This is a genomic window from Kitasatospora sp. NPDC004723 (assembly GCF_040609255.1).
Lineage (GTDB): Bacteria > Actinomycetota > Actinomycetes > Streptomycetales > Streptomycetaceae > Kitasatospora.
This window is the reverse complement of the sequence record NZ_JBEXJT010000016.1, coordinates 85,300-100,356: the sequence shown is the minus strand read 5'-3', so window position 1 is coordinate 100,356 and position 15,057 is coordinate 85,300. Positions and strand designations below refer to the sequence as shown.

Here is a 15,057-nt window from a genome sequence, read left to right as displayed (position 1 = left end):
ATCAACAGGCACGCATCGACGACGAAGGGGTTCGCGCCCATGACCAGTACCCTCGCGGCGGCGACCGGGAAGTGGACGGCCACCGGCGACCTGCCCGCAGCCGCAGGCTGGTACGGCCGGCATGACCACGCGATCGTGCTGACCGGCACGAAGGTCCTCGTCGTGGGCGGCTCCGACGGATCGGCCGCGGCCCTCGCCCGCGCCGCCGTCTACGACCACACCACCAAGGCGTGGACCGCCACCGGAGCTCTGCAGACACCCCGTCGGCTGCACACCGCGACCCGGTTGTCCGACGGCAAGGTGCTGGTCGCCGGAGGCATCAGCGGAACCGCCCAGTTCCCGGCGCCGGGCCTGGCCGCGGCGGAGATCTACGACCCCGTCGCCGGCACCTGGACCAGTACCGGGAGCATGCACACCGCGCGCTGGGGACACAGCGCCGCCCTCGTGGGCGACAAGGTGCTCGTCGCGGGCGGTACGACGATCCGGTCCGCCCAGTCGGTCAAGGCCCTGGCCTCCGCCGAGCTGTTCGACCCGGCCACCGGGACGTGGACGGAGACGGCGCCGATGACCGACGCCCGCAGCGGGCACCCGGCGGTCGTACTGGCCAACGGCCGGGTGCTGGTCACCGGCGGCACCCTTCCCACGGCCCGTGACGAGGACACCGCACTGGCGTACTGCGAACTCTTCGACCCCGGCACCGCCACCTGGAGCCCGACCGGCGCCCTTCTCGCCCCCCGCGCCGAGCACCAGGCCACCGCGCTCGCGGCGGGAGCCGCGGTGCTCGTCACCGGCGGACGGGCGCCGGGCGGTCCCGGCGACGGCACCTTCGACCCGTTCAGCCGGGCCGGGGCGGAGCTCTACAGCCAGGACACCGGAACGTGGACCGCGGTACCGGACATGCCCGGCGGCCGTGCCCTGCACCGCGCCGTTCCGCTCGGGGGGACGCAGGTCCTGGTGGTGGGAGGCGGCGACGGCGCGGGTGACGACGTCGGCTATGCGAGCGCCGCCCTCTTCGACTCCGCGACCCGCAGCTGGAGCGCCGCGGCAGGGCTGAGCACGGGCCGGTTCGCGTTCGCCGCCGCACCCCTGTCGGACACCCTGGTGCTGGTCGCCGGGGGCGTCGTGCGCTCCGGACAGGCCGCGGCCGACCCCGGCGTCCAGGAGCTGACCGTCAAGGCGGAGTTCTTCGACGTGGCCGCGGCGGTCACCCCGTGACGGCCAACGCCTACACGTTCCTGCCCTGGCTCCGGGCCGGCATCGCCACCAGGATCACCACCGATCCGGGGACCGCAGCCCGGGCGAGCGTTCCGGTCGCGCTGCGGGTCACCGCGGAGGACGGCACCGGCGCGGGGCCGCTCAGCCGTGACGTGCAGCGCACCGTGCAGATCTACGGTCCCGGCGACGTCATCGGGATCGATCCGCGCGCCGTCTCGCGCACCGAGCCGCGGTCCTGGATCACCAACATGGAACCCAACTACCTGGCGCACATCGAGTTCCAGGACGAGGACTTCCCCTGGCGCTACAGCCCCGCCGCCCCCGATGCCACCACACGCCGGCTGCTGCCCTGGCTGGCCCTGGTCGTGCTCGCCGCGGGGCCGGACTCCCGCTCCACCGACGGCGCCGAGTTCACCGACGGCAGGGCCCCCGGCCGGCCACTGCCGTACATCGCCGTGAGCAACCCGAGCGCTCTGCCGCCGTCCGACCAGCTGGGCGCCTGGGGACACGTCCACGTCGACGGATCGCTCGACTCACCCGTGGTCTCCGAGGACATGGGCACGGTGCTGCCCGCGCTCGCCCAGGTGCTGCGCACCAACGCCGACCACGCGTGCGCCCGGCTGCTGTGTCCACGTCGGCTGACTCCGGACACCGCCTATCACGCCTTCCTCGTACCCGCCTTCGAGACCGGACGCCTGGCCGGCCTCGGGCTTGACCCGGCCGCGGCGCCGGGCGCGCTCCACCCCAGCTGGGGGAAGAGCTACAACGGCCAGCAGGCTCCGGGGCAGCTGCCGTACTACCACCGCTGGTTCTTCTCCACCGGCAGTGCGGGCGACTTCGAGTACCTGGTCCGTCTGCTGAACCCCGTTCCCGACCTGGACCCCCGGGTCGGCCGCCGGGACCTCGACGTGCACCGGTCGGCGGGGCCCGGACTGCCCGGCATCACCGCGCCGACGGTGCTCGGCGGCGTGCTCAAGCTCGGCGGCGCGTTGCGGCAGCCGGACCGTCCGAGCGACGACTACGACAACTGGGACGATCTCCAGCGGCTCGGATTCCACTATCCGCACCCGTTCCAGCAGGCTCTGGCCGGTCTGATCAACCTGGCCGACGACTACCTCACGCAGACCCCGGCCGCCGCCCACAGCGCTCTGGCGACCACGCTCGCCGCGCCGGCCGTGGGCGCCGCCGATCCGGTGGTCACCCCGCCGCTGTACGGACGCTGGCACGCGCCGGCCTCCCGGCTGCTGACCGAACGCGACGGCAGCCCGGCCGCCAACCAGCGCAACTGGGTGCACCGGCTCAACCTCGACCCCAGGTTCCGGGTGGCGGCCGGCCTCGGTGCCCAGGTGGTGCAGAAGCGGCAGGAGGAGTTCATGCAGGCCGCCTGGGCCCAGGTCGGCGACGTCCTGGCCGCCAACGCGCGCATCCGGGCGGCGCAGTTGGCCCGCGAAGTGAGCACGGTGCTGCAGAACAAGCACCTGGACCCGCCGGCCGCGGCCCTCGCCGCGGTCCCCGCGTCGGGGAGGGCGCTCACCCTGTCCGCGCCGGCCCATTCCAGGGTCGTCACGACCACCCAGGAGGAGGCGGCGACGGCGAGCGGACGGTCGGCGGGCCCGGCCGAACAGGTCGCCGTCGGCTTCCACGTCTCGGAGAGCCGGGTCTCCACCGCCCCGGTGTCCGCGCCGATGCGCCGCATCACCCGGCCCGGATCACGGCTCGTGCGCGGGCTGCCGTTCACCGCGGACCAGCCGCCGCAGGACCTGATCGTCAGGATGGACGCGGACACCGGAGGCGTCACGGCCGCGCCCCCCAAGGTGCGGCCGGCCGCCGTGATCACGCCCACCCGGCTCGACCAGGTGCTCCACCCCACCCCGGCCGTCGCCGCGGTCGCGACCGGGACCGCGGCCGCGACCGACCCGGTGGACCAGCTGCCGACGAGCCACGACTTCGTCCTGACGCTCCCCGGGGACACCTTCATCCCCTCTCCGGGCGGTGCGGACAGCCCCGAGGCCCAGTCCTTCAAGCAGGCGCTGCACGAGATCTACCAGGGCTACTCGGACGCCCAGCTGGGCGGCCAGGCCGGCGGACGCCGCCCGCTGAACGTCCTCGGCACCACGGCGGCGACACTGGCCGGACTGCGGCCGGACGACACCGTACCGCGGAGCCTGCTCAGCTCCGTCCGGCTGCCCGGGCGACTGGCACCCTTCGCCGAGCAGTTCCTCGAAGCCATGGCGTACCCGGTCCTGGACATGCCGATGTACCGGGCGCTGCTCGACATGTCGGTGGACCTGTTCATGCCGAACATCAACCTGGTTCCGCCCAACTCGATCACCCTGCTGGAGACGGACCAGGAGTTCATCGAGGCCTACCTGGTCGGGCTCAACCACGAGATGGCCAACGAGCTGCTCTGGCGCGAATACCCCACCGACCAGCGGGGCACGCCCTTCCGCCAGTTCTGGGACGTCCGCGCGGTGCCCGCCCTGCCGGGCGAGAGCGCCGGCGAACGGCACGAACGGCTGTACGACATCCCGCCGATCGCCACCTGGACGCAGGAGTCCAAGCTCGGCGGGCACAACAACCGCGAGACGGGCGTCCAGGCGAACGAGCTGGTGCTGGTCATCCGCGGCGAGCTGCTGAAGAAGTACCCCAACGCGGCGATCTACGCCCACCGCGCCCGCTGGGAACTCACCGACGGACAGCCCGACCCAGCGAAGGAACGCCTGCCCGTCGACCTGGTCGACGAGGCGAACCCCTCGCACGACGAGATCCGGCTTCCGCTGTACGAGGCGAAGATCGAGCCGGACATCTACCTGCTCGGCTTCGACCTCACCTCCACGGAGGCCAAGGGAGCCGAACCACCCGGCAGCGCGGGCTGGTTCTTCGTCATCAAGGAACGACCGGGGGAGCCCCGGTTCGGCGCGGACGTCGAACCCGACGCGACCCCGCCCCGGGTCGAGGTCTGGAACGACCTCTCCTGGCCGGACATCGATCCCGCGTCCACCGGGTTCGTCCGGCTCGACGAGAACACCGTGCCCGTCGTCCTGCGCGAGTTCGCCCACCCGGAGGACGACCCCGAGAAGCACGACCAGCACACCGAGGACCTGTCCCTGCCGCTGTGGCACGCGGGACTGAGCTCCGCCGACATCGCCTACGTCCTCTTCCGGGCACCGGTCCTGATGGCCGTGCACGCACAGGAGATGCTGCCGTGACCACCCTCCACCCGACCGCGGCCCTGCCGCTCAGCGACGACTTCCCGGTCCTGCTCGGACCGGTCCGCATCGAGACCCGCTTCACCGCCGCCGAGCTGCTCGTCCGGATCTTCCCCGACGAATGGTCGGTGGAGTCCTTCGAGCCCCTTCCCACCCCGGCGGAGATCGGCGCGGCCGACGCCTACTGGACCGCGCTGTGGCGGGCCGGCGGCAACGCGCCCGCCGAGCAGGCCGCGTGGCAGGAGCTGACGGCCAGGGTGCCGGCGGGGCGGGCGAGCTGGCTGCTGCAGAACCGGCGCCCCGCCAACCCGGCGGAACAGCCCACCGGCGTGGACCCCGGCACCGCCGTCCTCGTGATCGTCACCCCGCAGCCCGTGGCGGCGGCCGACCGGCAGCCCACGACCACGTACTGGACCGCCGTGTGGCAGGCCCACGGGGACCGGGCCAAAACCGCCGCGGCCGACGCAGCCCTGCTGGCGGCGGTGGGAGCCGCCCGCGCGGACGCTATCCGCGGCAGCCGGCCGGTCGGGATCGACGGCGCGCCGACGGCGACCGGGGACGGCGTCCTGGTGGCGTTCCTCGTCCTGCCGCCTCCCGCTGCCACGGACGTGTCGTCGCGTTCCTGGACCCGGGCTCCCCAGGCCCGGCTGCTGCCCGACCGGTTCACCGTGACCGGGTACGTCGGCGCCGCCCAGGTGTTCTCCGTCACCGGTGCGCCGGTGCCGGCCACGCTGGACGTCGGACCCGACCCCGGCTCCGCCGAGAAGCCGAAGGTCAACGAGCAGACCGGGGAACTGTTCGTCCCCACCGCGCTGCGCTGGCTGACCGACTTCGACGCGGCGGTCGGCGTCGGCATGGCGGTGCGGGTGCCGCTGCAGGACAGCTTCCGGGGCGGCGTCGAACGGCTCGTCGTCCTCGGTCTGCGGGTGAACAGCAGCGCCGACCAGACCGCCGGCGACCTCGCCGACCTGCTGACGCGCCAGTTGCGCAGCCAGGCCGGCTTCAGTCTGCTGCCGCAGGGCACCCCGACCAACAACAGCGAGGAGACACCCGCGGGACAGGACCCGCGCGCGGTGTCCGCCGCGGTGCTGCGTTCCGCGTCCGCTCCCGTGGCCGCGGCGGCGGCCGACGACTGGACGACCAGGACGGACGGCCGGTGGTTCGCCGAACTCCTCGGCATCGACCCCGCCGTGATGACCGGGGTGGCGGGTGCGGACGGCACGGACCAGCGCGAGGCCAGGGCCGCGAACCTCGCGCTGTGGCCCGCTACCTGGGGCTCCTATCTGCAGACCATGCTGTACCCGGCGGTTCCGGACCCGACGGTGAGCGACACCCGGGACTTCTTCGTCCGCCACGTCTCCGGCCGCGGCCCGATTCCCGCGGTCAGGATCGGACGCCAGCCGTACGGCATCCTGCCGACGACCGTCTTCTCCCGGCTGACCTGGCCCCAGGCCGCCACCCACCGCCGGGCGCTGGGCGCCCTGCTGTCCGCGGCCGCCGACGACTGGAGGAACGCCACCGCCCAGGTGTCGTACCTGGGCAAGCACACCCGGCCCGGGGCACCGGCGGCCGATCCGCACCAGCTGCTGCTGGACATCCTCGCCCTGCACCCCACCTCGGCCGAGTACCACCAGCGCTACGCGCAGAGCGTCGAGGACATCTACAACCGCGAGAACCTCGGCAGCAACGGCCCGCAGGTGCTGCCGGCGCTGGACCGGCTCGGCATGCCGCAGCCGATCCTCGCCCTCCTGCACCGGCTGGCCCCGCCCGGACAGCCCGCCGTCGACCCGGCCATCGTCCGCCGCCTGTTCACCGAGGAGCAGTACCCGCTGCTCGGCCCCCTCGTCGACGACCAGCCGCTGTCCGAGAGCAGAACGGTCCGGTCCTACGTCCCCGACGGGCGCAACTACCTGCAGTGGCTCGCCGACAACGCGGCGCGCGACCTGGAGGCGGTCCGTCTGGAGAAGGGCTTCACCGACGACCGGCCCCCGGCGGCCGTGCTCTACCTGCTGCTGCGGCACGCGGTGCTGCTCGGCTGGGAGCAGACCGCGCGCGGGCTGGCCGCCGCGGCGGGGGAGACGCTGTCGGCCGCGGACCCGCTGTTCATCCACATCCGCGACACCCAGCCGCCCCAGCCCAGCGAGAGCCGGTACCGGAAGCTGTACGCTCCCGACCCGGCCATCACCGATGACCCGTCGAAGCTCGTCGTCGACTTCATTCCGGATGTGCTGTCCACCCATCCCGCGGCCCGGCAGCTGGCCGAGCAGACCGCCGCCCTCCGGCTGCTCGCCGACGTGCCCACCGCCCGGCTGGAACGCGTGCTGGCCGAGCACCTGGACTGCGCGACCTACCGGCTGGACGCCTGGCGGCTCGGCCTGGTCAACGAACGCCTGGCCGAACTGCGGTACGGAGCCGACGGCACCTCCCCGGCCCGTCCCGGGCTGCACCTCGGAGCCTACGGATGGCTGGAGGACGTCAGGCCCGCCACCGCGGCCCTCACCCCCGTCCACCTGACGGGCGGCCTCGGCGCGCTGTTCACCCCGAGCGGTTCCACGCCGCTGCTGCAGGATCCCGGGAACGGCGGGTACGTGCACGCCCCGTCGCCCGCCCAGGCGACCACCGCGGCCGTCCTGAGGGCCGGATACCTCGCCAACGGCTCGCCCGGGAACCCCGGCTGCTTCGCCGTCAACCTCAGCTCCGACCGGGTCCGGGTCGCGCTCACCCTGCTGGACGGGCTCCGGCAGGGCCAGTCGCTGGGCGCGATGCTGGGCTACCGGTTCGAACGGGGCCTGCACGAGGGGCACCCCGAGGTCGAACTGGACAAGTTCCTGCCGGCGCTGCGCGGGGCGTTCCCGCTGCGCTCCGGAAAGCTCTCGACCACCGCACCGGGCACCCCGGTCGAACTGGTCGAGGCACGGAACGTCGTCGACGGACTGGCGCTCGTCCGCGCCGCGACCCGGGAACCCGCCCACCCCGAATACCCCTTCGGCGTCGCGAACCTGCCCACCGCGACCGACCCCGAGCAGCAGGCGATGAACGCCGAAGTGCAACACCTCCTCGACCTCCATGACGCGTTGTCCGACCTCGCCGTCGCCGAGGCCACCCACCAGACGCTCCGGGGAAACCCCGAACGGGCGTCGGCGACCCTCGACGCGTACGCCAAGGAGGGCTTCCCACCCGATCCGGCTGTGGTCCGCACCCCGCGCAGCGGCGTCACCCTCACCCACCGGCTGGGCCTGATGTTCACTCCCGGCCTGGGCCCCGGACCCGGTCCGGCGCTGTTCCCCGGCACCGTTCCACGGGCGCTGGGAGAGCCGGCGGTCAACGCCTGGCTGCCCACGATGCTGCCGTCCCCGACGGACGTGGCCACCACCGTGGAATGGCAGGACCCGGTCACCGGGGCCCACCGCCTCCGGGTGGTCACCCAGGCCGATCTCGGGCTCCAGCCCCTCGACATGCTGTGGGGCGTACAGCCGTCGGACGACGCGGCCCTCACCGACCTGGACGACCGGATCGTCGCCGTGGTCGTGGCCCAGGAGCGACCACGGCCCGATGCGAAGCTGGCGATCCGCCACACCGAGCGGATCACCGGCAAACTGACCTTCTTCGAGGTATCGCCCCTCGTCGCCGCGCTGCGCTCGCTGCTGACCCGGTCCCGCCCGCTGCGGCCGACGGACCTGGTCCCGGGCGCGGGCGGACAGCCGGTCGACCGGACCATGGACGACGCCGTCACCCTGGACCGCGGCCGGCCGGCGGCAGTTCGCACCGTCCTCGACCAACTGCGCAAGGACACCACCGCCTACGCCGCCTCGCTGGCTCCCCGCTTCCCCGACGCGCCCGCCCAGCCCGACCGGGCCGCCCTCGTCGCGGGCATCGACACCTTCCTGACCGGCTACGCGAACCTGGCCCTTACGGCGGGCGGCTTCGGCATGCCGCGCAGCGGCTGGGGCGAGGCGGTCCTGTGGCGCGGAGCCGTGTTCGGCGACGTGCTGACGGCCGTCGCGGCGACCGCGGACCGCATGGCCGCCTCGCTCGCGGCTGCCGACGCCCTGATCGCCGCGTACGACCGGCTCCCCTCCTCGGCCACGGCCGACACGCGGTTCGGGCTGCTCCAGCAGGCGGAATGGCGGCTCACCACCAAGCCCACCACCCCTAGCCCCGCCCAGCCCGGGCAGCTGCGCGCGATCGTCGGCGGGGAGCGTGCCGCCTTCAACGCGCGCCTCCTGGCTCTGCGCGCCGTCGGTCGGACGACGGACAGCACGCTCAGTTCGCTGCTCGCGGACGTGGCCGCCCTCCTGCCGCTGAGCGCGTTCGACCCGGCGGGGCTCGACCTGACGCCCTTCCAGGACCGGATCGTCGGCTTCGCCCGGGACCTGCTGGACCGGGCCGGCTCCCTGCTCACCGAGGTGACCGGCAGGCTCGCCGCCGCGGACAAGGCCCTGGCCGCGTACGACCAGGCCCTGACCGCCCCCGACCGGGTGCAGGCCGCGACCGACGCGCTGCAGGCGGTGCTCGGCAGCGACTTCCTCGCGGTGCCCGAGTTCACCGCGCCGGACCAGCTCCAGACGGACTGGAAGAAGGCCCGGATCGACAAGGACCAGCTGCTGAGCCATCTGGTCCAGAACTTCCGGCGGGACTTTCCGGTCGACGACTGGGTGCACGGCATCGCCCGGGTGCGCGAGAAGCCGCGGTTGTGGGAACAGGCCGTCCTCGTCGCCGACGCCCTGCGCGGTCCGGGCGGGCTGCTCGGTGACCTCCTCGGATGGCAGGAACCCGAGCTGGTGCCCGTGCAGCTGCCCTACCGCCCGAACGACCACTGGCTGGGCATGGAGTTCGCGGCGGGCACCCGGATCACCGAGGACCGGGTGCTCTTCACCGCGCACTACGCTCCCGAGCCGCTGTTGGGCGTCAACCGGCACTGCGGGCTGCTGCTCGACGAATGGACGGAGGTCGTCCCGGCCCAGCAGGAGACCACCGGGATCGCGTTCCACTACAACGGCCCGGACGCGGAGCCGCCGCAGGCCATGCTCCTCGTCACCCCACCGCAGCGGACGGGCAACTGGAGCGCCGACGACCTGCTCGGTGCCGTCGGCGAGACCCTCGACCTGGCGAAGACCCGCGCCGTCGAGCCCGCGCACCTGGACACCACCCCCTACGCACAACTCCTGCCCGCGACGGTGATGTCGGCGACCCGGCGGCCGATCACGATCAGCACCGATCTCGCAACCGCCAACCTGCGAGGAAAAGCCGATGCCTGAGCCCACCCGTATCGAGGACCTCCGTGCCGCGCTCGACCAGCGGCTGTTCCCCACCGTCGGACTCTGGAACCGCCTGGAGGGCCGCCCGCGCACCACGTCGTTCGAGCGTGCGCTGCGCGCGGAGGTCCGCGACCCGCTCTGGATGCTGACGCGCCAATGGCAGCTCGGCGAGTTCCGGGGCACCGACGCCGGGTCGCCCGTCACCGCGACCTACTCCGTCGCCACCTCGGTGCCCTCCAGGTTCCGGCCGGGATCCGGTGCGGCCGAGGCGCTGCCCACCGACCGGCCGCTGGAGGTGGTGGCCGAGCGCCGGGCCCTGCCGTTCGCGTTCGGCCCGGATCCGATCTCCTTCGACCTGCGCCTGGCCATCGGACGGCGCTGGATGAAGCTCCTCGGCCCGCAGCTCGGCCTGAAGCAGCTGCGCACGACCTACATCGCCAAGTACCCGATCGCCCTGCCCGATCCGGGAGTGGACGCCGACACCCCGCGCACGTCCGACCTTCAGGTCTGGTCCACCCTGCAGGCGGTCGCCGGCCGCCGGATGGACGGGTACGCGCTCTACCGGCACATCAAGGTGGACAACGGCAAGGCCTCGGACGGCATCTCCGCCTCGGGGCCGGCGCGTGCGCAACTGGACGGCCTGGGTGTCCGTCTCGTCGCCTGGTTCGACGACCTGTTCGACCAGCCCGGCGGCGACGCGACCTGGGACGCCACCAGACTCGAACACCGGTTCTCGGTCTCCGCCGCGCCGACCGGCACCGAGAAGGTCCTGACCGCGCAGGAGTTCCCCGGTGGCCACCTGGACTGGCACGCGTTCTCCGTCGACCCGGGTGCGCCGCTCGGCGGGACGACTCCGCCGCCGGCGCCCCTCAACCGAACCGTGTTCCCGGCGCCGGTCCGGTACTCGGGCATGCCGCTGCCCCGCTGGTGGGCGGTGGAGGACGGCCGGACCAACTTCGCCGGCGTCCAACCGGACAGCACCGACCTGGCGAAGCTCGTCTTCCTCGAGTTCGCGCTCGTCTACAGCAACGACTGGTACCAGCTGCCCTGCGACCTCCCGGCCGGAGTGCTCGCGTCGATCCAGGGCCTGGCGGTCACCGACGTGTTCGGGCAGCGGCAGTGGATCAGCCCGGCGGGGGCGGGCCAGGACGAGGACTGGCAGCGCTGGTCGATGTACACCCTGGACACGATCGGCACCGCCGACGTTCCCGCCGACCTGAGCCTCTTCCTCCCCCCGACCGTGCCCAAGGTGGCCGAGGGAGCGCCGCTGGAGGAGATCGCGCTGATCCGCGACGAGAACGCCAACATGGTCTGGGGCGTGGAGAAGACCGTCCCGCTGCCCACCGGTGAGGGCCGCCGGGGCAGCGAGGTCGTGGCGCAGATCCTCCAGCACCGCCGGCGCTTCGTTCCCGCCCCGGCGGCCGACGCGCCCCGTGCGCCGATCGGCTACCAGGCGACGAGCGTCGTCCCCGAGAACTGGGTGCCCTTCCTCGCGGTGCACGTCCCCGGCGGCGACCGGGCCATCCGCTTGCAGCGCGCCGCCATGCCCAGCGTGATCGACGGCAAACCGGTCCGGCCGCACACGAGTCTGCTCAGGGAGGGCATCGACGCGGGAAACCCCTACTACGTCAACGAGGAGGAGGTGCCCCCGACCGGAACCACGCTCGCCCTCGCCTACCACCGCACCCGCTGGTACGACGGCAGCGTCTCCGTCTGGCTCGGCGCCCGACGCGGCGTCGGCCGCGGCGAGGGCTCCAGCGGGCTGGTCTTCGACACCCTTGTCGACACCGCTCAGCCCTGAGGCACCGGCCGCTGGAACCCAAGCGGCGGACGGGGCCCGCTGCCTGCCTTCGGAGGAGCCCGTGTCGCACGTTCGGTCCAAGCGCGCGCGCCCTCGGGGGGCCTTCGGCGGACCCGGCGGAGGCTGGGGCGTCAGGTGGGGGGATCGCCAACCGAGACGGAGAAGCCGTGACCGAGCCGGACTACTACCAGTTCCACTCCTCCCACGGGCACCATGCCCCGCTCCACATCGTCTGGATGCCGCTCGGAGCGGGCGGCCTGAGTTCCTTCGAGTACGCCGACCCGACGAGGTCCCGCGTCTTCCGGGGCGACGAAGTGAGCGTGGTCGAAAGCGCGCTCGGCCGGGTGGTGAGCGTGACGATCGAGACGAGTGTCGACCGCGGATCGACGTCGTTCTCCCTGCTGGTGCCGTCGGTCAACCTGAACGGGCACACCGCGACGGTGAGCACCATCGGCATCACCACCGTGCACCGGATCGGGATCGGGCCCATGACCGGGCAACTTGACGTGTACTCCGAGAGCCCGCTCATCGGTACGGCCGAGAGCCGCATCATCCCCCTCGACGAGAGAGCCGGTGCCGGCGCCGCTCGCGCCTGACCGTGCCCGCGGGCACACCGCTGCCCCGGTGCGGGAGAACGATTCCCGCACCGGGGCAGCGGTGTTGCACGGGTCCCGGTATGCCTGTCGAGGCGATCGTATTTTCTCCGTGCCTGGTCATTTTCATGGGGCAGGGTGCTAGCCTGACCGGGTCCCGTCCGGCACCGAGGGTGAGGGGGCGGCATGGACAGGGACTCCCTTCCGATTCCACGTCTGGATTTCGGTGAGTGGGTCGTGCCTTTTCCCGATCGAGGGCATTATGTTTTTCTTCGGAGCGACTCGCTCCGGCAAACGCAGAACGAGCCGCCGACGGCCCAGGAATCCGGGGTCTGGCTGGGGCGGACCGAGTCCGGCGCCTCGGTCGTTCTCCCGGTGCGGCTGGAGGTCGTCCGGGGATCCGTGAAGCCGGTCTTCCTCGCGATTCTGCACCACGGCGACGAACTCTATTTCGCGGGTCACACCGTCGCATTCCACGAGGTTCAGCGCGTCGTTCTCGCCGCGGGCTCACGGTTGGTCGGTTCGAAATGCCAGCAGTGCCGGACGCGGCTGACCGCGGGAGGCGGTGTCGTGCAGTGCCCGCTCTGCGGTGGTGCGTATTGCGACGACTGCTGGAAATTCCTTGATCGGGACCGCTGCTATTCCCGCGGTTGTTCATACAGCCCGTCGGAGCCGGACAAGGGGGTGACCGAGCGTGGCGCCCGGCCGGTATGAGCGGTTGGAACAGATCGAGTGGTGGGACGCCGCCCGGGTCCGCGGAGCGCGCTGTGTCGTCGCCGGCGCGGGCGCCCTGGGCAACGAGGTGGTCAAGAACCTCGTGATGCTCGGGTGGGGGGAGGTCGTGGTCGTCGACTTCGACACCGTCGAGGAGAGCAACCTGAGCCGATCGGTGTTCTTCGGGCAGGCCGACGTGGGCAGGCCCAAGGCTCCGGCCCTCGCCGCGGCCGCGCGGCGGCTCAATCCGGACTGCCGGGTCCTGGGGCTCGACGGGGACCTGCGGCTGCTGCTCGGGGCCGGGCTCGTCCAGCGGTCGGACGTGGTCTTCGGCTGCCTGGACAACCTGGGCGGGCGGGTCGCGCTGAGCCAGCTCGCCCGGCAGGCCGGCCGACTCATGATCGACGGCGGGCTCACCACCTGGGAGGGCACGGTCCAGCTCTTCGGCCCCGACACGGCCGACGCACCGCAGCCCTGCTTCGCCTGCGGCCTCAGCTCGGCCGACGTCGAGGAGCTGGCGCTCCGTCAGTCCTGCCTGGCGTACGAGCGGCGCGCGCTCGCCGAGGGCGGGGTCCCGACCACGCCGACGCTCACCTCGGCCGTCGCGGCGCTGATGGTGCAGGAGGCGCTGAAGCACCTGCACCGGGACCGGCACGACCAGCAACTGGCGCTGGGCCGCGAGCTCCGGCTCGACATGGCCAACTGCCGGTTCTGGAACCATGCGCTGCCGATCGATCCCGACTGCGTCCTGCACCGGGAGCCGGCCGCGCCGGACGCGGCCGCCGGGCCCGGCGCCGGGGACAGCTGGCGGAAGGTGCTCGAACACTGCCGCGCGTCCGCCCGGCTGCCGGAGGGCGTGCTCCAGCTCCCGGCCCGGCTGCTGCTGGGCTGGGAGTGTCCGGTCTGCGGGCGCTCCGAGCAGGTGATGCGGGCCCACGCGGCGGACGGCCCGCCGGTCTGTCCGCACTGCGACGCGGATGTGATCCCGCGGTTCGCCGCGCACGTGGAGGGGGGCGAGCCGTGGATCGACCTGTCGCCGGCGGAGATGGGCGTTCCGCCGTGGACGTGGATCGAACTGCGGGCCGAGGGTGCCGTGGTGACGTTCGAGCTGTCGGGAGACCGCGGACCGCTGCCCGACGCCGCGGGATCCGACGCCGCGGGATCCGAAGCCGCGGGATCCGACACACCGGAAGGAGGCTCGCCGTGGTGATGAGCCCGCGCGACCGGCGGCTGCAGAGCGAGTTCGAGGAGATGAAGAGCCTCGCCGCCTCCAGCTCGATGCTGAGCTTCACCAGCACGGGTGTGCCGCCGACCCAGTACAGCGTCACCCTGACCTGCCGCGGGTTGATGCGGTGGAACGACCGGGTGGGCGAGACCGACCGGCACGAGTTCGACATCACCCTGGGTGCGGGCTTTCCCAAGTTCCCCCCGACGGTGGTGTGGCGCACGCCGATCTTCCACCCGAACTTCAAACCTCCGCACATCTGCACCGGGGACATCTGGTACCCGGGGATCTCGGTCGCCGAGTTCTGCGTGGAGATCTGCAATCTGATCCAGTACAAGTCCTTCAACATCTACGATCCGCTGGACGTGGAGGCGAGCCTCTGGCTCGTGGTCAGGCTCGACGAGGAGAATCCCGGCATCCCGGTGGACACCCGGCCGCTCAGGGACCTGGACTTCGAGATCACAGCCCGGGCCAGCGCCGGGCCGGACGCGGCGGGGGACCGTGACGACGACTGACACCATCTCCGGGTACTTCGACGCCATCGAGTGGTCGTACAAGGTGACCGGCCCGAACCAGGTGGTCACCTCCTACCGCTGCCCGGTTCCGGCCTACTTCTACGCCGTCGGCATCGAGGTCGTCCTCGGCCGGCACTGGATCGTCGTGCGCGCGCTGCTCCAGCGGAGCCTCGACCACGCGCAACGCGAGTCCGTCCTCCAACTCGTCTCGCAGTGGAACGTGCTGAGCTACCGCGCCCGGTTCGTGCTGATCGGCGACTGCGTCGTGGTGCAGGCCGAGATCCCGGCGGGAAGCCTGTCCCTGGAGGAGTTCCTGCTCTGCCTCACCGCCGTCTGCCGCTACAGCACGTTGGCCGGGACGGAGATCGCCGCGGTCGCGACCAACCCCTCGCTGCGCAAGAAGCTCGACGAGGTGATCGGGGAGAACCGGCCTCCGGCCTGGGCCCAGCCCCTGTCCCTGGCCGATGCGGACCTCGATTTCGACATCACCCCCAACCGATTCCCGGACTCACCGGACACCCCGTGAG

9 protein-coding genes are annotated in these 15,057 nt (G+C 72.6%); all 9 read left to right on the top strand.

What is annotated here, in order from left to right; translation table 11 throughout:
• Positions 1–39: 39 nt before the first annotated feature.
• The 9 genes from ABZW10_RS18200 to ABZW10_RS18160 all read left to right on the top strand — a co-directional run bounded on the left by ABZW10_RS18200 (position 40) and on the right by ABZW10_RS18160 (position 15,056).
• Complete coding sequence (locus ABZW10_RS18200; protein ID WP_355366270.1) at positions 40–1,215, top strand: kelch repeat-containing protein; 1,176 nt, start codon at positions 40–42, stop codon at positions 1,213–1,215.
• Positions 1,212–4,424 (top strand): hypothetical protein, encoded by a 3,213-nt coding sequence (locus ABZW10_RS18195; RefSeq protein ID WP_355366267.1) that lies wholly within the window; start codon positions 1,212–1,214, stop codon positions 4,422–4,424. The genes ABZW10_RS18200 and ABZW10_RS18195 overlap by 4 nt, the downstream gene beginning before the upstream one ends.
• A complete protein-coding gene (locus ABZW10_RS18190) occupies positions 4,421–9,682 on the top strand; it encodes a hypothetical protein (protein ID WP_355366265.1) in 5,262 nt (1,753 codons plus the stop codon). The genes ABZW10_RS18195 and ABZW10_RS18190 overlap by 4 nt, the downstream gene beginning before the upstream one ends.
• Entirely contained in the window at positions 9,675–11,483 is a 1,809-nt protein-coding gene (locus tag ABZW10_RS18185; RefSeq protein ID WP_355366262.1) for a hypothetical protein, read from the top strand. The genes ABZW10_RS18190 and ABZW10_RS18185 overlap by 8 nt, the downstream gene beginning before the upstream one ends.
• A gap of 167 nt (positions 11,484–11,650) precedes the next feature.
• The gene (locus ABZW10_RS18180) at positions 11,651–12,079 is read left to right on the top strand and encodes a hypothetical protein (RefSeq protein WP_355366259.1); all 429 of its coding nucleotides are present in this window, start codon (positions 11,651–11,653) and stop codon (positions 12,077–12,079) included.
• Between the two features lie 183 nt (positions 12,080–12,262).
• The gene (locus ABZW10_RS18175) at positions 12,263–12,790 is read left to right on the top strand and encodes a hypothetical protein (protein WP_355366256.1); all 528 of its coding nucleotides are present in this window, start codon (positions 12,263–12,265) and stop codon (positions 12,788–12,790) included.
• Between the two features lie 4 nt (positions 12,791–12,794).
• A complete protein-coding gene (locus tag ABZW10_RS18170) occupies positions 12,795–14,000 on the top strand; it encodes a ThiF family adenylyltransferase (RefSeq protein WP_355366253.1) in 1,206 nt (401 codons plus the stop codon).
• Positions 13,994–14,530: a ubiquitin-conjugating enzyme E2 gene (locus ABZW10_RS18165; RefSeq protein ID WP_355366250.1), complete on the top strand. Its 537-nt coding sequence runs from the start codon at positions 13,994–13,996 to the stop codon at positions 14,528–14,530. Before ABZW10_RS18170 ends, ABZW10_RS18165 begins: the two co-directional genes overlap by 7 nt.
• Positions 14,517–15,056, top strand: coding sequence for a hypothetical protein (locus ABZW10_RS18160; RefSeq protein ID WP_355366247.1), 540 nt, complete (start codon positions 14,517–14,519; stop codon positions 15,054–15,056). Before ABZW10_RS18165 ends, ABZW10_RS18160 begins: the two co-directional genes overlap by 14 nt.
• The last annotated feature ends 1 nt before the right edge of the window (position 15,057 follow it).

Excerpts from the sequence above, each read along its gene's own strand:
- ABZW10_RS18200 (WP_355366270.1), top strand. The coding sequence starts at position 40 with ATGACCAGTACCCTCGCGGCGGCGACCGGGAAGTGGACGGCCACCGGC.
- ABZW10_RS18185 (WP_355366262.1), top strand. The coding sequence starts at position 9,675 with ATGCCTGAGCCCACCCGTATCGAGGACCTCCGTGCCGCGCTCGACCAG.
- ABZW10_RS18175 (WP_355366256.1), top strand. The coding sequence starts at position 12,263 with ATGGACAGGGACTCCCTTCCGATTCCACGTCTGGATTTCGGTGAGTGG.